Source organism: Streptomyces sp. NPDC007875 (assembly GCF_042868035.1).
Taxonomy (GTDB): domain Bacteria; phylum Actinomycetota; class Actinomycetes; order Streptomycetales; family Streptomycetaceae; genus Streptomyces; species Streptomyces antimycoticus.
The window spans coordinates 123103-146022 of record NZ_JBIADZ010000022.1 but is presented as its reverse complement, the minus strand read 5'-3'; the positions used below and the strand labels follow the sequence as shown (position 1 = coordinate 146022).

The 22920-nt window shown below is 70.2% G+C and carries 17 protein-coding genes; 14 read left to right on the top strand and 3 right to left on the bottom strand.

All coding sequences use genetic code 11. The features are described from left to right. The first annotated feature begins 160 nt into the window (after positions 1 to 160). The 6 genes from ACFYOY_RS35355 (at position 161) to ACFYOY_RS35330 (ending at position 5807) form a co-directional block, all read left to right on the top strand. Positions 161 to 1171, top strand: coding sequence for a sugar ABC transporter substrate-binding protein (locus ACFYOY_RS35355; RefSeq protein WP_388591526.1), 1011 nt, complete (start codon positions 161 to 163; stop codon positions 1169 to 1171). Between the two features lie 7 nt (positions 1172 to 1178). Next, positions 1179 to 2249 carry an ABC transporter permease gene (locus ACFYOY_RS35350; protein WP_351888798.1) on the top strand — a complete coding sequence of 357 codons (1071 nt, stop codon included), beginning with the start codon at positions 1179 to 1181 and terminating at the stop codon, positions 2247 to 2249. A 6-nt stretch (positions 2250 to 2255) separates the two neighbouring features. Beyond that, on the top strand, positions 2256 to 3155 hold the full coding sequence (locus ACFYOY_RS35345) for an ATP-binding cassette domain-containing protein (RefSeq protein ID WP_351888804.1): 900 nt from the start codon (positions 2256 to 2258) through the stop codon (positions 3153 to 3155). A gap of 163 nt (positions 3156 to 3318) precedes the next feature. Beyond that, positions 3319 to 4239 (top strand): sugar phosphate isomerase/epimerase, encoded by a 921-nt coding sequence (locus tag ACFYOY_RS35340; protein ID WP_351888810.1) that lies wholly within the window; start codon positions 3319 to 3321, stop codon positions 4237 to 4239. Between the two features lie 64 nt (positions 4240 to 4303). Beyond that, positions 4304 to 5323 carry a Gfo/Idh/MocA family oxidoreductase gene (locus tag ACFYOY_RS35335; protein ID WP_351888815.1) on the top strand — a complete coding sequence of 340 codons (1020 nt, stop codon included), beginning with the start codon at positions 4304 to 4306 and terminating at the stop codon, positions 5321 to 5323. A 274-nt stretch (positions 5324 to 5597) separates the two neighbouring features. After that, positions 5598 to 5807, top strand: a complete 210-nt coding sequence (locus tag ACFYOY_RS35330; RefSeq protein ID WP_351888819.1) for a MerR family transcriptional regulator — start codon at positions 5598 to 5600, stop codon at positions 5805 to 5807. A gap of 31 nt (positions 5808 to 5838) precedes the next feature. Here ACFYOY_RS35330 and ACFYOY_RS35325 read toward each other — a convergent pair whose 3' ends face one another. Next, complete coding sequence (locus ACFYOY_RS35325) at positions 5839 to 8274, bottom strand: MMPL family transporter (protein WP_388591522.1); 2436 nt, start codon at positions 8272 to 8274, stop codon at positions 5839 to 5841. A 168-nt stretch (positions 8275 to 8442) separates the two neighbouring features. Here ACFYOY_RS35325 and ACFYOY_RS35320 point away from each other — a divergent pair, with 168 nt between their 5' ends. From ACFYOY_RS35320 to ACFYOY_RS35310, 3 genes are all read left to right on the top strand, one after another. Continuing rightward, positions 8443 to 9102 (top strand): TetR/AcrR family transcriptional regulator, encoded by a 660-nt coding sequence (locus tag ACFYOY_RS35320; RefSeq protein ID WP_351888833.1) that lies wholly within the window; start codon positions 8443 to 8445, stop codon positions 9100 to 9102. Between the two features lie 211 nt (positions 9103 to 9313). Further along, the gene (locus tag ACFYOY_RS35315) at positions 9314 to 9541 is read left to right on the top strand and encodes a cation transporter (RefSeq protein WP_351888840.1); all 228 of its coding nucleotides are present in this window, start codon (positions 9314 to 9316) and stop codon (positions 9539 to 9541) included. An 87-nt stretch (positions 9542 to 9628) separates the two neighbouring features. Continuing rightward, positions 9629 to 11992, top strand: coding sequence for a heavy metal translocating P-type ATPase (locus ACFYOY_RS35310; protein ID WP_388591520.1), 2364 nt, complete (start codon positions 9629 to 9631; stop codon positions 11990 to 11992). A 682-nt stretch (positions 11993 to 12674) separates the two neighbouring features. On the opposite strand, the gene ACFYOY_RS35305 is transcribed toward ACFYOY_RS35310, so the two are convergent. Together ACFYOY_RS35305 and ACFYOY_RS35300 are read right to left on the bottom strand one after the other, a co-directional pair. Beyond that, positions 12675 to 13964 (bottom strand): citrate synthase, encoded by a 1290-nt coding sequence (locus ACFYOY_RS35305; protein WP_059142131.1) that lies wholly within the window; start codon positions 13962 to 13964, stop codon positions 12675 to 12677. 151 nt (positions 13965 to 14115) lie between these two features. Next, entirely contained in the window at positions 14116 to 16359 is a 2244-nt protein-coding gene (locus ACFYOY_RS35300; protein WP_351888854.1) for an ATP-dependent RecD-like DNA helicase, read from the bottom strand. Positions 16360 to 16556: 197 nt separating this feature from the next. Here ACFYOY_RS35300 and ACFYOY_RS35295 point away from each other — a divergent pair, with 197 nt between their 5' ends. The 5 genes from ACFYOY_RS35295 to rbsD all read left to right on the top strand — a co-directional run bounded on the left by ACFYOY_RS35295 (position 16557) and on the right by rbsD (position 22492). Continuing rightward, positions 16557 to 17573, top strand: a complete 1017-nt coding sequence (locus ACFYOY_RS35295) for a LacI family DNA-binding transcriptional regulator (protein WP_351888861.1) — start codon at positions 16557 to 16559, stop codon at positions 17571 to 17573. Between the two features lie 101 nt (positions 17574 to 17674). Continuing rightward, entirely contained in the window at positions 17675 to 19192 is a 1518-nt protein-coding gene (locus tag ACFYOY_RS35290; RefSeq protein WP_351889940.1) for a sugar ABC transporter ATP-binding protein, read from the top strand. Further along, positions 19182 to 21125, top strand: coding sequence for a substrate-binding domain-containing protein (locus tag ACFYOY_RS35285; protein WP_351888868.1), 1944 nt, complete (start codon positions 19182 to 19184; stop codon positions 21123 to 21125). The genes ACFYOY_RS35290 and ACFYOY_RS35285 overlap by 11 nt, the downstream gene beginning before the upstream one ends. Before the next feature lie 48 nt (positions 21126 to 21173). Continuing rightward, the gene (gene rbsK / locus ACFYOY_RS35280; RefSeq protein ID WP_351888874.1) at positions 21174 to 22100 is read left to right on the top strand and encodes a ribokinase; all 927 of its coding nucleotides are present in this window, start codon (positions 21174 to 21176) and stop codon (positions 22098 to 22100) included. Then, a complete protein-coding gene (gene rbsD / locus ACFYOY_RS35275; protein WP_351888879.1) occupies positions 22097 to 22492 on the top strand; it encodes a D-ribose pyranase in 396 nt (131 codons plus the stop codon). Before rbsK ends, rbsD begins: the two co-directional genes overlap by 4 nt. Positions 22493 to 22920 lie beyond the last annotated feature (428 nt).

Sequence of the window (22920 nt, the reverse complement as noted above, 5' to 3'; positions counted from 1 at the left end):
CGTAATCATCCGGGGCCACAGGGGGCGTTATCGCGTCGTTACGTCCAGATGAAATGTTGTCATGACAAAGCCTTGACAGAGGACAGTCGCGGGGAGTTGGCTCCCGTTCTGCAACGGCCGTGCCAACTCGACGGACCTGCCTTGAGAGGTGCTGGAACGGATGGACCTCAGACTCAATCGACACCACAGAGCGGGCCTCGCCGCACTCGCCACCGCAGCCGTCCTCCTGGCAGCGGGCTGCAGCAGCCAGGGCGGCAAGAAGGCCCAGGAAGCCGACTCCGGCATCGCGGCCGGCAAGGCCGACACCCCGCGGCTGAGGATCGCGATGATCACTCACGCGGCCCCCGGCGACACCTTCTGGGACACCGTGCGCAAGGGCGCCAAGTCCGCGGCGGCCAAGGACAACGTCGACCTCGTCTACTCCAGCAACCCCAGCGGAGCCGACCAGGCCAACCTGATCCAGAACGCCATCAACCAGAAGGTCGACGGCATCGCCGTCACCCTCGCCAAGCCCGACGCCATGAAGGGCGTGATAGCCAAGGCGAAGAAGGCCGGGATCCCGGTCGTCGCCTTCAACGCCGGACTCGAGCAGTGGAAGGACATGGGTCTGCTGGAGTACTTCGGCCAGGACGAGAACATCGCGGGCCAGGCATTCGGCAAGCATCTCAACGAGATCGGCGCCAAGCACAACATCTGTGTGATCCAGGAACAGGGCCATGTCGCCCTCGAGGCCCGCTGCGCGGGTGTGAAGCAGACCTTCAAGGGCAAGACGGACACCCTCTACGTCAACGGCACCGACATGCCGTCGGTCAAGTCGACGATCGCCGCGAAGCTCAAGCAGGATTCGAGCATCGACTATGTCGTCACCCTGGGCGCCCCGTTCGCCCTGACCGCCGTCCAGTCCGCCAAGGACGCGGGGGGCAAGGCCAAGGTCGCCACCTTCGACCTCAACAAGGACCTCGTCTCCGCCGTCCAGAGCGGCGACGTCCAGTTCGCCGTCGACCAGCAGCCCTATCTCCAGGGCTATCTGTCCATCGACTCCCTGTGGCTCTTCAAGAACAACGGCAACTTCAGCGGCGGCGGGGAGAAGCCCGTGCTGACCGGGCCCGCGTTCGTCACCAAGGAGAACGTGGACACCATCGCCACGTTCGCCAAGAACGGAACGCGGTGACCCCGCCATGACCCATACCGCCACCCCGGCGGCCGCCACCCCGCCCGCCTCCCCCGCCGCCCCGCCGAAGAGCCGCACCGCCGAGCGCTCGCTGGCCCGGCGGGCGCTGGCCCGCCCCGAGATCGGGGCGCTGGTCGCGGCCATCGGCGTCTATCTCTTCTTCTTCGCCGTCGCCCCCACCTTTCGCCAGGCCGACTCCTTCGCCACCGTCCTCTACCAGGCGTCCACCATGGGGATCATGGCGCTCGCCGTCTCCCTGCTGATGATCGGCGGTGAGTTCGACCTCTCGGCCGGGGTCGCGGTCACCTCCTCGGCGCTGACCGCCAGCATGTTCAGCTTCCAGCTCACCGCCAATGTCTGGGTGGGCGTGATCGTCGCCCTGCTGGTCTCGCTCGCCGTGGGGCTGATCAACGGACTGCTGCTGATCAAGACCGGGCTGCCCAGCTTCCTGGTCTCCCTCGCCAGCTTCCTGATGCTGCAGGGCGCCAACCTGGCCATCACCAAGCTGCTGACCGACAATGTGGCCACCGACTCCATCACCGACATGGACGGCTTCGACCAGGCCAAGTCGCTCTTCGCCTCCGAGATCGGCGTCTTCGGCGTCAATGTGAAGATCACGGTGCTGTGGTGGCTGCTCTTCGCCGCCATCGCCACCTGGGTGCTGCTGCGCTCCAAGTTCGGCAACTGGATCTTCGCGGCCGGTGGTTCGCAGGAGAGCGCACGGGCCGTGGGCGTACCGGTGAACCTCACCAAGATCGCCCTCTTTATGACGGTGGGCTTCGCGGCCTGGTTCGTCGGCATGCATCTGCTCTTCGAGTACAACACCGTGCAGGCCGGCGAGGGCGTCGGCAACGAGTTCTACTACATCATCGCGGCCGTGATCGGCGGCTGCCTGCTCACCGGCGGCTACGGCTCGGCGATCGGCGCGGTCCTCGGCGCCTTCATCTTCGGCATGGTCAACCAGGGCATCGTCTACGCCAACTGGAACCCCGACTGGTTCAAGTTCTTCGTCGGCGTGATGCTGCTGCTCGCGACCCTCGTCAATCTGTGGGTGCGCCGTCAGGCCGCCAGGAGGTGATCGGAAATGGCAACGAAGGACCCCAAGGACAGCACCGCCAACCCCGCCAGCCCCACCAGCGCCACCGGAGCCGCACCGGCCGATGAGCCGGTGGTCCGGCTGCGGGGCGTGGGCAAGCTCTACGGGAACGTCCGCGCCCTGGAGGGCATCGACCTGGCCGTCCGGCCGGGCCGGGTGACCTGCGTGCTCGGCGACAACGGCGCCGGTAAGTCCACCCTGATCAAAATCATCTCGGGGCTGCACCAGCACGACGAGGGCGAGTATCTCGTCGACGGCGAGCCGGTACAACTGAACAACCCGCGTGACGCCCTGAAGCTGGGCATCGCCACCGTCTACCAGGACCTGGCCACCGTGCCGCTGATGCCGGTATGGCGGAACTTCTTCCTCGGCTCCGAGCTGACCCGCGGCCCCTGGCCGGTGCGCCGGCTGGACATCCAGCGGATGAAGAAGATCACCGACGAGGAGCTGTCCGCCATGGGCATCCACCTCGACAACCTCGAACAGCCCATCGGCACCCTCTCCGGCGGCCAGCGCCAGTCCGTGGCGATCGCCCGGGCGGTCCACTTCGGCGCCCGGGTGCTGATCCTGGACGAGCCGACCGCGGCGCTCGGCGTCAAGCAGTCCGGTGTCGTGCTCAAGTACATCGCGGCGGCGCGCGAGCGCGGGCTCGGCGTCATCTTCATCACCCACAACCCGCACCACGCCTATATGGTCGGCGATCACTTCGCGGTGCTGAGGCTCGGCGCCCTGGAGCTGAACGCGGCGCGCGAGGACGTCAGCCTCGAAGAGCTCACCAACCACATGGCCGGCGGCGCCGAACTGGCCGCACTCAAGCATGAGCTGGCCCAAGTCCGCGGGGTCGATGTGGATGAGCTGCCCGAGGAGGTGACCGCCCCTTCCGCCTGACCGAACGCCTTCCCCCCTGACAGGACGCCATCCTCCGGATGTCCTTCCCCTGACAAGACGTCCGAATGTCCTGACGAACTCTTGACGGCCGCCCGCCCGGCCGGTGAAGCTGCCCAAAACAGTACGACGCGGGCACCCCAGCACACCGAGGAGACCCTCTGCCATGACTGCCGACGCCTCCCCCGCACCCGCCCTGGACCGCATCCGGGTCGGCTCGGCCCCCGACTCCTGGGGCGTGTGGTTCCCCGACGACGACCAGCAGGTCCCTTGGCAGCGCTTCCTCGACGAGGTCACGGAGGCCGGCTACCAGTGGATCGAGCTGGGGCCGTACGGCTATCTGCCGACCGACGCGGCCCGGCTCACCGAGGAGACCGGCCGGCGCGGCCTCACCGTATCGGCGGGCACCATCTTCACCTCGCTGCATCGGGGCCCCGAGGTCTGGGACGCCACCTGGGAGCATGTCTCCCAGGTGGCCGAGCTGACCCGGGCGATGAACGCCAAGCACCTGGTGGTCATCCCCTCCTTCTGGCGTGACGACAAGACCGCCGAGCTGATCGAGCCCCCGACGCTCACCGCCGAGCAGTGGCGCCATCTGTCCACCGGGATGGAGCGGCTCGGCCGTGAGGTGCGGGAGCGCTTCGGGCTCGACATCGTCGTCCACCCGCATGCCGACACCCATATCGACACCGAGGAGAACGTGGCCCGTTTCCTGGACGCCACCGACTCCGATCTGGTCAACCTCTGCCTGGACACCGGCCACTACGCCTACTGCGGCGGCGACAGCGTCAAGCTGATCGAGACCTACGGCGAGCGCATCGGCTATCTCCACCTCAAGCAGGTCGATCCGGAGATCCTCGCCGATGTGGTCAAGAACGAGGTGCCGTTCGGCCCCGCCGTGCAGCGCGGGGTCATGTGCGAACCGCCGAACGGCGTTCCGGAGCTGGGACCGGTCCTGAGCGCGGCCCAGAGGCTGGATGTGGACCTGTTCGCCATCGTCGAGCAGGACATGTACCCCTGCCCGCCCGACCAGCCCTTCCCCATCGCCGAGCGCACCCGGCGCTTCCTGCGCTCCTGCGGCGCCTGACCTCCCTTCGCCCCCACGGGCCGTCGAACCGTCCAGAGAGCAGAGAGAGAAGAGAGATCAGCCTATGACGCAGCAGGGAACGCTCGGGGTCGCCGTCATCGGGACCGGCAAGATGGGCGCCGACCATGTCCGCCGCATCAACGAGGTGATCAGCGGCGCCCGGGTGGCCGCCGTGGTCGACATCGACGAGGCGCGGGCGAAGGCGGTCGCCGACACCGCCGACGGCTGTCAGGCGTTCACCGACCCGGCCGCCGCGATGGCCGCCCCCGGCGTGGACGCGGTGCTGATCGCCTCGCCGGGACCCGCGCACGAGGCCGCACTGCTCAGCGCGTTCGAGCGCGATCTGCCGGTGCTGTGCGAGAAGCCGCTCACCCCGGACTCCGCGTCCGCGCTGCGGGTGCTGGAGGCCGAGCAGAAGCTCGGCCACCGCCGGGTCCAGGTGGGCTTCATGCGCCGCTACGACACCGAGTTCATGAAGCTCAAGGCGCTGCTGGCCGGTGGCGAGCTGGGCCGCCCGCTGCTGCTGCACTGCCGCCACCGCAACGCCTCGGTGCACTCGTACTTCACCAACGAGATGATGATCACCGACTCGGTGGTGCATGAGATGGACCAGTCGCGCTGGCTGCTGGAGCAGGAGATCGCCGCGGTCACCGTGCTCAAGCCGACCCCCAGCTCGCTGTCCCCCGAGCCGCTCAGCGACCCCCAGCTGGTGGTCTTCGAGACCACCGGTGGTGCGATCGTCAATGTGGAGATCTTCGCCACCTGCGGCTTCGGCTACCAGGTCCAGGCGGAGGCGGTCTGCGAACGGGGCACCGCCCGCGTCGGCGACGCCCACGGCATGCTGGTCAACCGGCCCGGCACCTGGGGCGGGGAGATCGCCCCCGACTTCGTGGCCCGCTTCGAGGAGGCGTACGACCGTGAGGTTCAGGCGTGGGTCAACGCCACCCGGCGCGGGGAGGTCGAGGGCCCCAGCACCTGGGACGGCTACGCCGCGACCGCCGTCAGCGAGGCCGGGGTCCGGGCCCAGGCCACGGGTGAGCGCACGGCCGTCGAGATGATCGAGCGCCCCGCCTTCTACAGCTGACGCCTCACCAGCTGACGCCCAGCGGACCGGCCGTTTCCACGCGGCCGGTCCGCTGTCGCCATGACAGCGGGGCCATCGTCCGGTGCGTCACTCGTGCGTCACAGCCGTCACATCTCCACACGTCTACGTCACAGGTGCTCAACAGCCCCTGGCCGACCGTCACTCAGCGTCGTTGACCCGGGCACAGGCTGATGGAGCGTGAGCAGGCGCGCCGCGGCTCCCCCGACGACCCCACTGGGCCGTGGCCGCGACGACCTGCGGAAGGGCATAAGAGATGACCGACCGGAGGCTGTGGTCCTACAAGGAGATCGCCGCGCATATCAGTGTGCAGACCGACACCGTGCGGTCCTACCGGAAGCACGGCCTGCTGCCGCCCCCCGATCTGGTGGAGGGCGGCAAACCGTACTGGTACGCGGATACGATCCGCTCCTGGGTGGCCCGCAGACCTGGCAACCGCCGCGCCCGGCGGGACGCCAAGGATTAGCGGCGCCGCGGTGCCGTATTCCCGTGATCCGCTAGCGGCGGCCCGTGCTCACCCGGTCCCGCGCCGTGTCCGCCTCTCCGCGCAGCCCGTCCTCACCGTGAGACCCGTCCTTGCCGTGAGACCCCTTATGGCCGCGAGACCCGCCCTTGCCCCCGCACCGGCCGTCGGCGTCGCTGCCGGTGGCGGCATCCGTGCCGGTGCCGGTGCCGGTGCCGGTGCCGGTCCCGGCGTCCGTACGGCTTCCGGCGGGAGCGGACTCCCCCTCGCTCAGCCCGAACCGGGTGTGCAGTCGGCGCAGCGGGCCAGGGGCCCACCAGGTGGCCCGGCCGGTCAGCTTCATCACCGCCGGCACCAGCAGACCGCGCACCACCATCGCGTCCATCAACACGGCCAGGGCGATCCCCAGCCCCAGCATCTTGGTGTTGGTGACCCGCGAGGTGCCGATGCCCACCATCACCACGGCGAGGATCAGCGCTGCCGCCGTGATCAAGCCGCCGGTGCGCCGCAGTCCGAACTCGACCGCCGCCTGATGGTCTCCGGTGCGGTCGTACTCCTCCTTGATCCGGGAGAGCAGAAAGACCCCGTAGTCCATGGAGAGCCCGAAGGCGACGCAGAACATCAGGACGGGCAGGGTGGTCTCGATATCGCCGGAGGTGGTGAAGGAGAGCGGACCGGACAGATGCCCGTCCTGGAAGACCCACACCACCGCGCCGAACATCGCGGTCAGACTGAGCGCGTTGAGCAGCACCGCCTGAATCGGTATCAGCACGCTTCCGGTGAGCAGGAAGACCAGCAGCAGGGTGACGGCGACGATGATGCCGGCGGCCCAGGGCAGCCGGTCGCCTATGGAGTCCTTGGTGTCCACCAGGACGGCGGCGGTGCCGGTGACCGAGGTGGTGAATGGCGACTCCTGGGCACGGATCGTCCGCACCAGGTCCTGGCTGGCGGCGTCCACGGCCTCGCCCTTGGGCAGCACGGTGATGTCGGCCGAGCCACCGGCCAGACGCGCCGCCTCCGCCGGCCCCGGCTCGGCCACTCGCCGCCCGTCCGCGAACCGGCCCGCCGGGCCGTCCACCCGCAGCACCTGAGGGAGGGCGGAGACCTTGGCGCTGTAGTCGGCGAGGGCCTTGGTGCCGGTCCCGCCCTCGGCGAGGACCTCCACCGCGCCCCCGGGACCGCCGGGGAACCCCTCCCGGATGTGCTGCTGCACTACATGGGACTCGGCGCTCGATGGGAGCTGGCGGTCGTCCGCGGTGCCGAACTCCACCCTCAGGAACGGCAGCCCGAGCGCGACCAGACCGGCGACGGTGGCCAGCGCGAACAGCGGGGCGCGCCGCATCACCAGGCGGGCGAGCCTCGCCCAGCCCGCTCCGGACCCACCCCCGCGGGCCGGGCGGCCGCGGCGCAGCAGCCGGGTGAGGTCCAGTGCGTTGACCCGGTCCCCCAGGAGGATGAGCGTCGCGGGCAGGACCACCAGGGCTGCGGTGGCGGCGATCAGCACCACCGCGATCCCCGCATAGGCGAAGGAGCGCAGGAAGTACTGCGGGAAGACGAGCATGGCGGCGAGCGAGGCGGCGACGGTCAGCGCCGAGAAGAGCACGGTGCGCCCGGCGGTGCGCAGCGTGGTCGCGACGGCGGGCAGCTTCTCCGCGCCCTGGGCCAGCTCTTCCCGGAAGCGGCGCACGATGAACAGGGCATAGTCGATGGCGAGTCCGAGGCCGAGCGCGGTGGTCAGGTTCTGCGCGAAGACCGAGACATCGGTGAACTCGGTGAGCCCGCGCAGCACCGCGTCGGTGCCGAGGATGGCGATGATGCCGACGCCGAGCGGAAGCAGGGCGGCCACGGCGCTGCCGAAGACCATGACGAGCAGCACCAGGGTGATGGGCAGGGCGATCATCTCGGCCCGCAGCAGATCCTCCTGGATGGTGGTCTGCAGCTCATGGCGGACCGCGACCATCCCGCCGACCGACACCTCGACCGGGCCATGGGCGCCCCGGTAATGGGGCGCTATGCGCTCCAGCGTCTTGCCGGCGGTGGACTCGTCGCCCACGATCCGCGCGGCGATGATCGCCTCGCCCCGGTCACGGGCCCGCAGCGAGGGCGCGCCGGTGGCCCAGTACGAGGTGACACCGGTGACCGCCTGCTCGTCCGAGAGCTTCTTGGCGAGGGCCCGGGCCTCGGCGGCGACGGCCGGATCGTCCACGGTCCTGCCACCGCTGTCGACGAGCAGGATCAGATTGGGCTGGGAGGCGGGGAAGCGCTTCTCCAGTGCCTTGGTGGCATACGAGGACTCGGCCGCCGGGTCCTCCCAGCCGCCGCTTCCCAGCCGGTCGGCGACCCCGCTCCCGGCCACGACGGCCAGCGCCGTGAAGAGCAGGGCGATCAGGAGGGACAGCCGCGGCCGCGCGGTGACCAGGCGCGTCCACCCTCCGATCCGGTCCCCGGGTGGGCGGTTGACATCGGTCATGGCGCGGTGTCCCCTTCACCTGTGCCCCATGCCGCCACCCACACGTCCGTAGGCAGCACGGGTCGCTGATTACCATGGGCGGTAAACACGAGCGACCGCTCGCGTTTCTCAAGAATGCGAGCGGGCGCTCGTGTTTGTCAATCGAACACGGAGAGCCGGGGAAAACAGGTGAGCGAGAGCAAGGCGGATCAGCGCGACGAAACGGCGAAGCCGCGCCGCAGGCAGGCGCGCGGTGAGCGCCGGATCCAGCAGCTGCTCGACGCCGCCGCCCATGTCTTCTGCCGCACCGGCTACACCTCGGCGAGCACCAACGCCATCGCCCGCGAGGCCGGGGTCTCCCCCGGCACGCTGTACCAGTTCTTCCCGAACAAGGAGGCCATCGCCGTCGAGCTCGGCGAGCGCCTCAACCGCCGGATGATGGAGACCCACGGGACGGTCTTCACGCCCGAGAACGCCGGACTGCCCCTCCGCGAACTGCTCGACACGGTCCTCGACCCGATGATCGAGTTCAATTGCGCGAATCCGGTCTTCCTGGCCCTGATCCAGTCCTCCGACACACCGGGCCGGCTCCTCGAAGAACACGCCGAACTGCACGACTCGATCCAGGAACGCATCAGCGAGCTGATCGGCGTCCGCAATCCCGGCCTCTCCCCCGAGCGCCGCGCCCACACCACCACCATGGCGTTCGCCCTGTTCAAGGCCGGACTGACGCTGATCCTCGGCCATGAGGGCGCCGAACGGGAGGCGTACGTCGCGGAATTGAAGACCGCTCTGTACGGCTATCTCGCCCCGGTGCTCGGCACCGAGGGAGTCGGCGCCCGCCCCTGACCCCCGCGCCACCCCCTCTCCCCCACCCCTCACCCCGCCCGGACCGGGGAAGAGTGCGCGCCGGCGCAACCCACCCGTCACGGACCGGCGCACCATCGGCTTCCATCGATACCCCCTAGGGGTATAAAGTGGGGAGCGTCAGGAGACGCTGAGGCATTCCGGTGCCTCCTGCGCACCGACCGTCACGCTCACCCCACACAGGAGAAACCCCATGAGCTCCGAGGCTGTCACCACCGTCTACCAGGTGACCGGTATGACCTGCGGCCACTGCGAAGGCGCCGTCGCCGAGGAGATCGGCGCCCTCGACGGCGTCACCTCCGTCAAGGCCGCCTCGTCCACCGGCCAGGTCACCGTGATCTCGGCCGCTCCGCTGGACGACGAGACCGTCCGCGCCGCCGTGGACGAGGCGGGCTACGAGCTCACCGGCCGGGCGGCCTGAGCGAGCCGCCACCAAACCTCCGCCGGACCGTACCGCCCTGCTCATACAGTCGCCGTACGGCCCGGCCCTCCTCCCAGGAGACCAGACATGACCAGCACGGCACCCCCCGCCCGGGCCGCCGCCGACACCACGGCGACGACCAGCGGGCCCTCGCAGGTCCAGCTCGCCATCGGCGGTATGACCTGTGCGTCCTGCGCCGCGCGCATCGAGAAGAAGCTCAACCGCCTCGACGGCGTCACCGCCACGGTGAACTTCGCCACCGAGAAGGCCAAGGTGTCCTACGGCGCGGGGATCGAGGTCGCCGACCTGATCGCCACCGTCGTCAAAACCGGGTACACCGCCGAGGAACCGCGCCCCGCCGTGCCCGAGCCCCGCAACCCCGGGGAGGCCGGCGCACCGGAGGCCGACCCGCCCGGCGAGGCCGGACCGGACCCCCTGCGCCACCGCATGCTCGTCTCCCTCGCCCTGTCCCTGCCCGTCGTGGTGCTGGCGATGGTGCCGTCGCTGCAGTTCGACAACTGGCAGTGGCTCTCGCTCACCCTCGCCGCGCCCGTCGTCGTCTGGGGCGGCGCGCCCTTCCACAAGGCCGCCTGGACCGGCGCCCGGCACGGCGCGGCCACCATGGACACCCTGGTCTCCATCGGCACTCTCGCGGCCCTTGGCTGGTCCCTGTGGGCGCTGTTCTTCGGCGACGCGGGCATGCAGGGAATGCGCCACGGCTTCGATCTCACCGTCTCCCGGGCCGACGGGTCGTCCTCGATCTATCTGGAGGCGGCCGCCGGGGTGACCACCCTCATCCTGCTGGGCCGCTTCCTGGAGGCGAAGTCCAAGCGGCGGGCGGGCGCGGCGTTGCGCGCGCTCCTGGAGCTCGGCGCCAAGGACGTGGCCGTGCTGCGGTACGAGGGGGGCGAGCGCGAAGCGCTCCCCGTTGAGGGCGGTGATGGGCGACGGGCCGGGCATGAGGTGCGGATCCCCGTCGGCGAGCTGGCGGTCGGCGACCGCTTCGTGGTGCGCCCCGGCGAGAAGATCGCCACCGACGGCACGGTGGTCGAGGGTTCCTCCGCCGTGGACGTCTCGATGCTGACCGGCGAATCGGTGCCGGTGGACGTGGTGGTCGGCGACGCGGTGGCGGGCGCGACCGTCAACATGGCCGGCCGGATCGTGGTCGAGGCCAACCGCGTGGGCGCGGACACCCAGCTGTCCCGCATGGCCAAGCTGGTCGAGGACGCGCAGAACGGCAAGGCCGAGGTACAGCGGCTCGCCGACCGGGTCTCGGGGATCTTCGTGCCGATCGTGCTGCTGATCGCCGTCGGCACCCTGCTGGGCTGGCTGCTCACCACGGGCGAGACGGCCGCCGCCTTCACCGCGGCCGTGGCCGTCCTGATCATCGCCTGCCCCTGCGCCCTGGGCCTGGCCACCCCGACCGCGCTCATGGTCGGCACCGGCCGCGGCGCCCAGCTGGGCATCCTGATCAAGGGGCCGGAGGTGCTGGAGTCGACCCGCCGGGTGGACACCGTCGTCCTGGACAAGACCGGCACGGTGACGGCCGGGCAGATGCGGCTGCGCGGGACCGTCACGGCGCCCGGTGTGGACGAGGAAGAGCTGCTGCGGCTCGCGGGCGCCCTGGAGCACGCCTCGGAGCACCCGATCGCGCGCGCCATCGCGGACGGCGCGGCCGAGCGGATCGGCGACCTCCCGACGCCCGCGGACTTCCGGTCCGAGCCCGGCCTCGGCGTCCAGGGCACGGTGGACGGGCACGCGGTCCTGGTCGGCCGCGAGAAGCTGCTCGGCGCATGGGCCATCGAACTGCCCGAGGACCTGGCGGCCGCCAAAGCGGCGGCCGAGTCGGAGGGGCAGACGGCGGTCGCGGTGGCCTGGGACGGTAAGGCGCGCGGCATCCTCCTGGTGGCCGACGCCATCAAGGAGACCAGCGCCGAGGCGGTCGCTCAGCTACGAGCCCTCGGCCTCACCCCGGTACTGCTGACCGGCGACAACAGGCTCGTCGCCGAGGCGGTGGCCCGCGAGGTCGGCATCGACGACGTCATCGCCGAGGTACTGCCCCAGGACAAGGTGGACGTCGTGAAGCGGCTGCAGGACGAGGGCCGTACGGTCGCCATGGTGGGCGACGGGGTCAACGACGCGGCCGCCCTCGCCACCGCCGACCTCGGGCTCGCGATGGGCACGGGCACGGACGCGGCCATCGAGTCCGGGGATCTGACACTGGTCCGGGGCGACCTGCGGGTGGCGGCGGACGCGATCCGGCTGGCGCGCCGGACGCTCGTCACCATCAAGGGCAACCTCTTCTGGGCCTTCGGCTACAACGTCGCCGCGCTCCCGCTCGCGGCCGCCGGACTGCTGAATCCTATGATCGCGGGAGCCGCCATGGCGTTCTCGTCCGTGTTCGTGGTGACGAACAGTCTGCGACTGCGGACCTTCACAGCGTCCACATAGATTCACCAAGTCCCCATAAGCCGCACAACACCCATACGGCAGAGCCTCGATCTTCAAATCGAGGCTCTTGCCCTTTTATGGCCCATATGGCAAGAGACGCAGATCACAGACAACCCAACGTAACCATCGAGGGGGGTCGCGAGTCTAATGGGACGGTGGGGATTCGTCTTGGGGGACGCATCCCGCTACGCGTAGCCGGGACGACGTACTCGGGGAGCTTTGAGCGGCCCTCCCGTAGGTACGCGTCCCGGCGGATCGCGTCACCATACGGCCCGCAAGGGCCCGTAGACGCCCGGCCGGATCCCGTGGGGGGAATCCGCTCCGGGGCAAGGGAAGCGCCCCGCTCCGACCCGTGGGGGGATCGGAAGCGGGGCGCTTCTGCTTTTTTGAGGTTCGGTTCGCCTCCGGGGCGCTTTAGCCGCTGTCGACGGTCGACCGTGCTCGGCCCCTTCGTTCCTCAGGGGCCTGCGCGCTCTCCCTTTCGACAGCGACGCGCCCCTTCGGCTCACTCGCCGGCAAGACCAAGCACCCGGATGCGCTTCGGCGCCCTTCGGTGTACCCCAGCAACCGCTGGGAGGTGCCCCCGGCCAGAAGAAACCAAGGGGTCGGATGCGCTGCCGCATCCGACCCCTTTCAGTCAGGTCCCCGAGGGGGCCGAGCGCCCTGAGGCTCCAAGGCGCCCTTAGCGCTCCTCGACCGGGACGAAGTCGCGCTCGACGACGCCCGTGTAGATCTGGCGCGGGCGGCCGATGCGGGAGCCCGGCTCCTTGATCATCTCGTGCCACTGGGCGATCCAGCCCGGCAGCCGGCCGAGCGCGAACAGCACGGTGAACATCTCGGTCGGGAAGCCCATCGCCCGGTAGATCAGACCGGTGTAGAAGTCCACGTTCGGGTAGAGCTTGCGCTCGACGAAGTAGTCGTCCGCGAGGGCGTGCTCCTCCAGCTTGAGCGCGATGTCGAGCAGCTCGTCGGACTTGCCGAGCGCGGAGAGGACATCGTGCGCCGCCGACTTGATGATCTTCGCCCGGGGGTCGAAGTTCTTGTAGACGCGGTGCCCGAAGCCCATGAGCTTCACGCCGTCTTCCTTGTTCTTCACCTTGCGGATGAAGGTGTCGACGTCGCCGCCCGAAGCCTGGATGCCCTCGAGCATCTCCAGCACGGACTGGTTGGCGCCGCCGTGCAGGGGGCCCCACAGGGCGTTGATGCCCGCCGAGATGGAGGCGAACATATTGGCCTGCGAGGAGCCGACCAGCCGGACCGTGGAGGTCGAACAGTTCTGCTCGTGGTCGGCGTGCAGAATCAGCAGCTTGTCGAGCGCGGAGACCACGGTCGGGTCGAGCTCGTACTCCTGCGCGGGGACCGAGAAGGTCATCCGGAGGAAGTTCTCGACATAGCCCAGGTCATTGCGCGGGTAGACAAAGGGGTGGCCGACCGACTTCTTGTACGCATAAGCGGCAATGGTCGGCAGCTTGGCCAGCAGCCGGATCGTCGAGAGGTTGCGCTGCTTCTCGTCGAAGGGGTTGTGGCTGTCCTGGTAGAAGGTCGACAGCGCGCTGACCACGGAGGACAGCATCGCCATCGGGTGGGCGTCCCGCGGGAAACCGTCGTAGAACCGCTTGACGTCTTCATGCAGGAGCGTGTGGCGGGTGATCTCCCCACGGAAGGCCGCCAGTTCATCGACGGTCGGCAGCTCCCCGTTGATCAGCAGGAAGGCGGTCTCCAGGAAGGAGGCGCGCTCCGCCAGCTGCTCGATGGGGTAGCCGCGGTAGCGCAGGATGCCCTGCTCACCGTCCAGATAGGTGATCGCGGATTTGTACGCGGCGGTGTTGCCGTAACCGGAATCCAGGGTCACCAGACCGGTCTGGGCACGCAGCTTGCCGATATCGAAGCCCTTGTCGCCGACGGTGCTGTCGACCACCGGGTAGGTGTACTCGCCGTCCCCGTACCGCAGTACTACAGAGTTGTCGCTCACGTCATCCCTCACCGACGTCTGGTTCTCTTCTTCGAGGTGCCCTGACTCCCCCCACCTTCCCCTACTCGGGTAGAGAACGTGCACTCGGGGTCGGCTGAAGAGCCTTTTGGCGGCACTCAGTGCCGCCTTCACGGCCATCCTGCCCCGTTCGTCATCGTTCGGAAACCCTCTTGACACGCTCGGCTGTCACATCGCCGCCGAGTCGGTGATCCAGCGCGGTACAGCGCCTCCCCGCCGAGACGGTGCGCACCGCTTGCCCCAGCGCGCGGCGCGAGCCGACCAGCACGACAAGGCGCTTGGCACGGGTCACCGCCGTGTACAGGAGGTTGCGCTGCAACATCATCCAGGCCCCGGTGGTCACCGGAATCACGACGGCCGGGTACTCACTGCCCTGTGACCGGTGGATGGTCACCGCATAGGCATGAGCCAGCTCGTCCAGCTCGTCGAAGTCGTACGGTACCTCCTCGTCCTCGTCCGTCCGGACGGTCAGCCGCTGCTCATCGGTGTCGAGTGAGGTGACGACGCCAACCGTGCCGTTGAAGACCCCGTTGGCCCCTTTCTCATAATTGTTACGGATCTGGGTCACCTTGTCGCCGACCCGGAAGACCCGGCCTCCGAAGCGGCGCTCCGCGAGGTCCGGGCGGGCTGGGGTGATGGCCTGCTGAAGCAGTCCGTTGAGCGTGCCCGCGCCCGCCGGGCCGCGGTGCATGGGGGCCAGAACCTGCACGTCACGGCGGGGGTCGAGACCGAACTTGGCGGGGATGCGGCGGGCCGCGACATCGACCGTGAGCCGCCCGGCCTCCTCGGTGTCGTCCTCGACGAAGAGAAAGAAATCCGAGAGGCCCTGGGTGACCGGAGGCACCCCCTCGTTGATCCGGTGGGCGTTGGTGACGACACCGGACTGCTGGGCCTGGCGGAAGATCCGGGTGAGCCGCACCGCCGGGACGGGGCTGCCGGGGGCCAGCAGGTCGCGCAGCACCTCCCCGGCGCCCACGCTGGGCAGCTGGTCCACATCCCCGACGAAGAGCAGATGGGCACCGGGCGGGACCGCCTTGACCAGCTTGTTGGCCAGCAGCAGATCGAGCATCGACGCCTCGTCGACCACCACCAGATCCGCGTCGAGCGGACGGTCCCTGTCATACGCCGCGTCCCCGCCGGGCTTGAGCTCCAGCAGCCGGTGGACGGTGGACGCCTCGGCGCCGGTCAGCTCGGACAGCCGCTTGGCCGCCCGGCCGGTGGGCGCCGCGAGCACCACCTTCGCCTTCTTGGCGCGGGCCAGCTCCACCACGGACCGCACGGTGAAGGACTTGCCGCAGCCCGGCCCGCCGGTGAGCACCGCCACCTTCTCGGTCAGCGCGAGCCGCACCGCCTGGCTCTGCTCGGGCGCCAGATCGGTGCCGGTGCGGCCCGCCAGCCAGCTCAGCGCCTTGCCCCAGTCCACATCCCCGAAGGCGGGCAGCCGGTCCTCCTGGGTGCGCAGCAGCCGCAGCAGCTGACCGGCGAGGGAGATCTCGGCGCGGTGGAAGGGCACCAGATAGACCGCGGAGACCGGCTCGCCGTCCGCCGGGCCCGGGACCGGCTCGCGCACCACGCCCTCGTCCTCGGCCGCGAGCTCCCCCAGGCAGTCGATGACCAGACCGGTGTCCACCTGGAGCAACTTCACGGCGTCCGAGATGAGTTGCTCCTCGGGGAGATAGCAGTGGCCCTGATCGGCGGACTGGGACAGCGCGTACTGCAGACCGGCCTTCACCCGATCGGGGCTGTCATGGGGAATGCCGACCGACTGGGCGATCTTGTCGGCGGTGAGGAAGCCGATGCCCCAGACGTCGGCCGCCAGCCGGTACGGCTCGTTCTTCACGACCGAAATCGACGCGTCGCCGTACTTCTTGTAGATCCGCACCGCGATGGAGGTGGAGACGCCCACCCCCTGGAGGAAGACCATGACCTCCTTGATGGCCTTCTGCTCCTCCCAGGCGGCGGCGATCATCTTGGTGCGCTTGGGGCCGAGGCCCGGGACCTCGACCAGCCGCTCGGGCCGCTCCTCGATGACATCGAGGGTGTCGACGCCGAAGTGCTCGGTGATCCGGTCGGCGATCCGGGGGCCGATGCCCTTGATCAGCCCCGAGCCGAGATAGCGCCGGATGCCCTGGACGGTGGCGGGGAGGACGGTCTGGTAGTTCTCGACGGTGAACTGTTTGCCATATTGCGGATGGGAACCCCAACGGCCCTCCATCCGCAGTGACTCGCCCGGCTGGGCGCCCAGCAGCGAGCCGACCACGGTCAGCAGATCGCCGGAGCCCCGGCCGGTGTCGACCCGCGCGACCGTATAGCCGTTCTCCTCATTGGCGTAGGTAATCCGCTCCAGGACCCCTTCGACCACCGCGAGTTTGAGCATGCCTCGACCGTACCGCCGGGAGCCGACAGGCGGTTCGGGCCTGTGGACAACGCCCGTGGACAGCCCCCTCGGGGAAGAACGGGGCCGCGGATCCCACAGCGGAATATCACGATCCGGTTTCACCAGCGACCGACCCCTTGCCTCCGTCGATGTAATCGATTCCAATCCATGTAATCGATTCCACAAGGAGGTGGACGATGCCGGCCATCAAGGACGTGGCGCGGCGCGCCGGGGTCTCCGTCGCGACGGTCTCACGGGTGCTCAATGACCACCCCTCCGTTCGCCTGGACACCCGTGAACGGGTGCTCGCCGCGGTCGCCGACCTCGGCTACCGCCCCAACGCGGTGGCCCGCTCGCTGCGCACCGATCAGACCCGGACCCTGGGGCTGGTCATCAGCGATGTGCTGAATCCCTTCTTCACCGAGCTGGCCCGCTCGGTCGAGGACGCCGCCCGCGAGCTGGACTACAGCGTGATCATCGGCAACGCCGACGAGCGGCCCGAACTGCAGGACCACCATGTGCGCACCCTCATGGACCGCCGCATAGACGGCCTGCTGGTCAGCCCCACCGACGGCGGCTCCCCGATGATGCTGGCCGCCGCCCGCGCCGGCACCCCCATGGTCTTCGTCGACCGCTGGATCGAGGGCGAGGGCCTGGACGCGGTGCCGGTGATCCGCACCGACGGGCGGGCCGCCATCCGCGATCTGGTGGACCATCTGTGCGCCCTGGGACACCGCCGGCTCGCGATCATCGCGGGCCCGGCGGCCACCACGACCGGCCGCGAACGGGTGGACGCCTTCCGCTCCGCGCTGCGCGAGTTCGGTCTGGCGCTGTCCGAGGACCACATCGGCCAGGGGGACTTCCAGGCGGACAGCGGCCGCCGGGCGACCGCCCGCTTCCTCGATCTGCCGCACCCCCCGGACGCGATCTTCGCCGCGGACAACCTGATGGCGCTCGGCGCGATGGACGAGGTCCGCGCGCGGGGGCTGCGGGTGCCGGACGATGTGGCGCTCGCCGCGTTCGACGACATCCCCTGGTTCGTCCACACCGATCCACCGATCACCGCCGTCGCCCAGCCGACCGGAGCGCTCGGCCATGCCGCCGTACGCGCGCTGATCGACCTCGTCGAGGGGCGGCCCGCCGAGTCGGTGACCCTGTCCGCCCGTCTGGTCACCCGCCGCTCGTGCGGCGAGCCCGAAGGGAGCAAGCCATGAGCCAGACCCCGAACACCGGGGGCCCGTCCGCGGGTGACGCCGGGACGCCCACGGGCGACACCGGGACGCCCACGGGTGCCGCCGGGGCGGAGCTGCTGCGTATGGAGGGCGTCCGTAAGACCTTCCCCGGGGTGATCGCCCTGGACGGGGTGGACTTCGATCTGCGCCGGGGCGAAGTGCACGTCCTCCTGGGCGAGAACGGCGCGGGCAAGTCCACGCTGATCAAGATGCTCTCCGGCGCGCACCGCCCCGACGGGGGCCGGATCCTGGTCGACGGCGGCCCGGTGCGCATCAACAGCGCGCAGGACGCCGAGCGGCTCGGGATCGCCACCATCTACCAGGAGTTCAACCTCGTCCCGGACCTCACCGTGGCCGAGAACATCTTCCTGGGCCGCCAGCCGCGCCGCTTCGGCATGATCGACCGCAAGGCCATGGACGAGCGCGCCGCCGAACTGCTGGCCCGCGTCGGGGTGGACGTCGCGCCCCGGACCCGCGTCCGGGACCTCGGCATCGCCCGGCTGCAGATGGTGGAGATCGCCAAGGCGCTGAGCCTGGACGCCCGCGTCCTGATCATGGACGAGCCAACCGCCGTGCTCACCACCGAGGAGGTCGACAAGCTCTTCCGGATCGTGCGCACGCTGCGCGCGGACGGGGTGGGCGTCGTCTTCATCACCCATCACCTGGAGGAGATCGCCGCCCTGGGCGACCGCGTCACCGTGCTGCGCGACGGCCGCAGCGTCACCCAGGTCCCGGCCACCACCGAGCAGGACGAGCTGGTGCGGCTGATGGTGGGCCGCTCCATCGAGCAGCAGTACCCACGGGAGCGCACGGACGCCGGCGACCCCCTGCTCAAGGTCCGGGGGCTCACCCGGAACGGCAGCTTCCAGGACATCGGCTTCGACGTCCGCGCCGGGGAGGTGGTGGGCCTGGCCGGGCTGGTCGGCGCGGGCCGTACGGAGGTCGTCCGGGCGCTCTTCGGCGCCGACCCGTACGACTCCGGCTCCGTCGAGGTGCTCGGCCGCCCGCTGGCCCGCCATGACGTGGTGGCCGCCATGCGGGCCGGGATCGGCCTCGTCCCCGAGGACCGTAAGGGCCAGGGCCTGGTCCTGGACGGCACCGTGCAGGAGAACCTGGGCCTGGTCACGCTGCGCGCCGCCACCCGCGCGGGGCTGGTCGACCGAGCCGCCCAGCGCAGCGCGGCGGCCGGTGTCGCCGAGCGGCTGGCCGTCCGGATGGCCGGGCTCGACCAGCGGGTGCGCACCCTCTCCGGCGGCAACCAGCAGAAGGTCGTCATCGGCAAGTGGCTGCTCGCCGACAGCAAGGTGCTGATCCTCGACGAGCCGACCCGCGGTATCGACGTGGGCGCCAAGGTCGAGATCTACCAGCTCATCAACGAACTCACCGCGTCCGGCCACGCCGTTTTGATGATCTCCAGCGATCTGCCCGAGGTGCTGGGGATGAGCGACCGGGTCCTGGTCATGGCCCAGGGCCGGATCTCGGGCGAGCTGACCGCGCAAGAAGCGACCCAGGACGCCGTGATGGCCCTGGCAGTGAAGGACGTCAAGGGCGCCGACGAAGGAGTCGGCGGCAACGAAAAGGAGGGCTCCCGTGGCCACTGACACGCTTACGAAGGACCCCGGGGGCTCGGCGGTGCTGCGCCGCGTGCTGCTCGACAACGGCGCCCTGAGCGCCCTGGTGCTGCTGGTGGCGGCCATGTCGCTGCTCTCCGGCGACTTCCTCACCACCGGCAATCTCCTCAACGTCGGCGTCCAGGCGGCGGTCACCGCGATCCTCGCCTTCGGCGTCACCTTCGTCATCGTCGCCGCGGGGATCGATCTGTCGGTCGGCTCGGTGGCCGCGCTGTCCGCCACCGTGCTCGCCTGGTCGGCGACCTCACAGGGGCTGCCGGTGTGGTTCGCGGCGCTCCTGGCCGTCGCCACCGGTGTCGCCTGCGGTCTGGTCAGCGGGGCGCTGGTCTCCTTCGGGAAGCTGCCGCCGTTCATCGCCACGCTCGCGATGCTGTCGATCGGCCGCGGCCTGGCCCTGGTGATCTCCCAGGGCAGCCCGATACCGATCCCCGACTCGATGTCCGGCCTGGGCGACACCATCGGCGGCTGGCTGCCCATCCCGGTGCTCGTGATGATCGGCATGGGGCTGATCACCGCGGGTGTGCTGGGCCGTACGTACGCGGGCCGCGCGATGTACGCGATCGGCGGCAACGAGGAGGCCGCCCGGCTCTCCGGGATCCGGGTGACCCGCCAGAAGCTGGTCATCTACGCGCTCTCCGGCGGCTTCGCGGCCGTCGCGGGCATCGTGCTCGCCTCCCGGCTGTCCTCCGCCCAGCCGCAGGCGGCCGTCGGCTACGAGCTCGACGCGATCGCCGCGGTGGTCATCGGCGGCGCGAGCCTGTCCGGTGGCGTCGGTAAGGCGTCCGGCACGCTCATCGGCGCGCTGATCCTCGCGGTGCTGCGCAACGGGCTCAACCTGCTGGAGGTCTCCCCCTTCTGGCAGCAGGTCGTCATCGGTGTGGTCATCGCGCTCGCGGTGCTGCTGGACACGCTGCGCCGGCGCGCCGGCGCCGCCCCGGGCGCGCCTGGGGCCGCGGCGGGCGGATCGTCCGGTGGCGGCCGTAAGAAGGCCGTCAACGCGGGCAAGTTCGCGCTGGCCGCCGTGGTCGTCGCCGCCATCGCCCTCGGCGCCTCCGTCTGGCGCTCCGGCTCCTCCGGGGGCGCGTCCACCAAGGTCGGGCTCTCGGTCTCCACCCTCAACAACCCCTTCTTCGTACAGCTGAAGGCGGGCGCCCAGGAGGAGGCCAAGCGGGCCGGGGTCAGCCTTACGGTCACCGACGCCCAGAACGACGCCTCCCAGCAGGCCAATCAGATCCAGAACTTCACCAGCCAGAACATGAAGTCGATCATCATCAACCCGGTCGACTCCGATGCCGCGGGCCCGTCCGTCCGGGCCGCCGACAAGGCGGGCATCCCGGTGCTGGCCGCCGACCGTGGCGTCAACAAGGCCGAGATCGCGACCCTGGTGGCCTCGGACAACATCACGGGCGGCAAGCTGGCCGCCAAGACGCTCGCCGAGCGGCTCGGAAAGAAGGGCACGATCCTGGTGCTGCAGGGCACCCCCGGCACCTCCGCCTCGCGTGAGCGCGGTAAGGGCTTCGCGGAGGGACTCAAGGCGTACCCGGACATCAAGGTCGTCGGCAAGCAGACCGCCGACTTCGACCGGGCCAAGGGACTGGATGTGACCACCAATCTGCTCCAGGGCCACCCGGGCATCGACGGGATCTTCGCCGAGAACGACGAGATGGCGCTCGGCGCGGTCAAGGCGCTCGGCTCCAAGGCGGGCAAGTCCGTCGACGTCGTCGGCTTCGACGGCACCCCGGACGGGCTCAAGGCCGTCGAGAACGGCACCCTCGCCGCGACCGTCGCCCAGCAGCCGAAGGAGTTGGGCCGGATGGTGGTGCGCAACGCCGTCAAGGCGGCCAAGGGGCAGAAGATCGACGGCACGGTGAAGGTGCCGGTGAAGGTCGTCACTGCGAAGTGACACCGGTGAAGGTCGTCACTGCGAAGTGACAAACGAAAGGACGTGCGGATGCACGACTACGACCTGCTGGTCGTGGGGTCGGCCAACGCCGATCTGGTGATCGGAGTCGACCGCCGCCCCGGGGCCGGCGAGACCGTCCTCGGGTCCGACCTCGCGGTCCACCCGGGCGGCAAGGGCGCCAACCAGGCCGTCGCCGCCGCCCGGCTGGGGGCCCGGACGGCGCTGCTGGCCCGGGTCGGCGACGACGACTACGGCCGGCTGCTGCTGGATTCGCAGCGGACGGCCGGGGTCGACACCGTCGGGGTCCTCGTCGGCGGCGCGCCCACCGGGGTCGCGCTGATCACGGTGGACCCCTCGGGTGACAACAGCATCGTGGTCTCCCAAGGGGCCAACGCCCGGCTGACACCCGGCGACGTCCGGGCCGCGGCAAGCCTGCTGGCCGCGGCGCGGGTGGTCTCGCTGCAACTGGAGATCCCCCTGGAGACGGTCGCCGAGGTGGTCCGCACGGCGAGCGCGGGCATCGGCGGCCGCCCCGGGCCGCGGGTGGTGCTCAACCCCTCGCCGACCGCGCCGCTGCCCACCGATGTGCTGGCCGCCTGTGATCCGCTGGTGGTGAACGAGCACGAGGCGCGGTTCCTGCTGAGCGACGCCCCAGTGGGCTCCTCGGACGACCCCGAGGAGTGGGCCGACGCCCTGCTGTCGCGCGGTCCGCGCTCGGTCGTGGTGACCCTGGGCGCCGAGGGCGCGCTGGTCGCCGACGGCGACCGTACGGTGCTGGTGCCCAGTCCCGCGGTGACGGCCGTGGACACCACGGGCGCCGGGGACGCCTTCACCGGCGCGCTCGCCTGGCGCCTCGGCGTCGGCGACGACCTGCCGACCGCGGTCCGGTTCGCGGTGCGCGTGGGCGCCGCCGCGGTGACACGGGCCGGGGCGCAGGCGTCCTTCCCGAGCGCCGGGGAGGTGGCGGCACTGTGAAGCGATCCGGGATCCTCAACCGCCATCTGAGCGCGGGCATCGCCCTGTTGGGCCACACTGACACGGTGATGGTGTGCGACGCGGGCCTTCCGATACCGGACGGGCCGTTCGTGGTGGACCTCGCCTTCACGGCCGGGGTGCCGTCGTTCGAGCGGGTGCTCACCGGGCTGCTGGACGAGCTGGTGGTCGAACGGGCCACGGCGGCGCGGGAGGTACGCGGCCACAACCCCGAGGCGACCGCCCTGCTCGACCGCCTCTTCCCGGCTCCCGCGCTGGATCTGGTCCCGCACGAGGAGCTCAAGACGATGACGGGACGGGCAAGGCTCGTGGTGCGTACGGGGGAGGCGCGGCCGTACGCGAATGTGCTGCTGCGCTGCGGGGTGCCGTTCTGAGGCGTGCGATGCGCGGTCGTCCCGGGGCACGGGGCGAGACGTTTCGAGGGGCTCGGCCAAGGCCGAGCCCCTCGTCTCCCCCTCCACAGGGCTTCCTCTCAATCCCCCCGGATCCTCCCCGGGAAGCCCGATGCCAGATACGACCCGCCAGGGGCGGGAACGGTTGCACGGTTTCCGGTAGTTATCGATCCGTTACGTGACGTCAGCTCAGGGCACGGGGACGGTCGGCTCAGGGCAGGGCCGGGCGTCAACTCGCGGCACGGAAGCGTCGGCTCGGGGACACGGGGCGCAGGCCCCCGGAAGCGCGGTCGCGAAATTTTTTCCGGGGCGCGACAACCTCGGGTGGGGCCGCACGTCTGGTGGGGTGAAGGCGGGTTCCGGAACGGGTCCTTCGGGCCCTCGGGGCGCGCCTCCCCATCAGCGTTCGC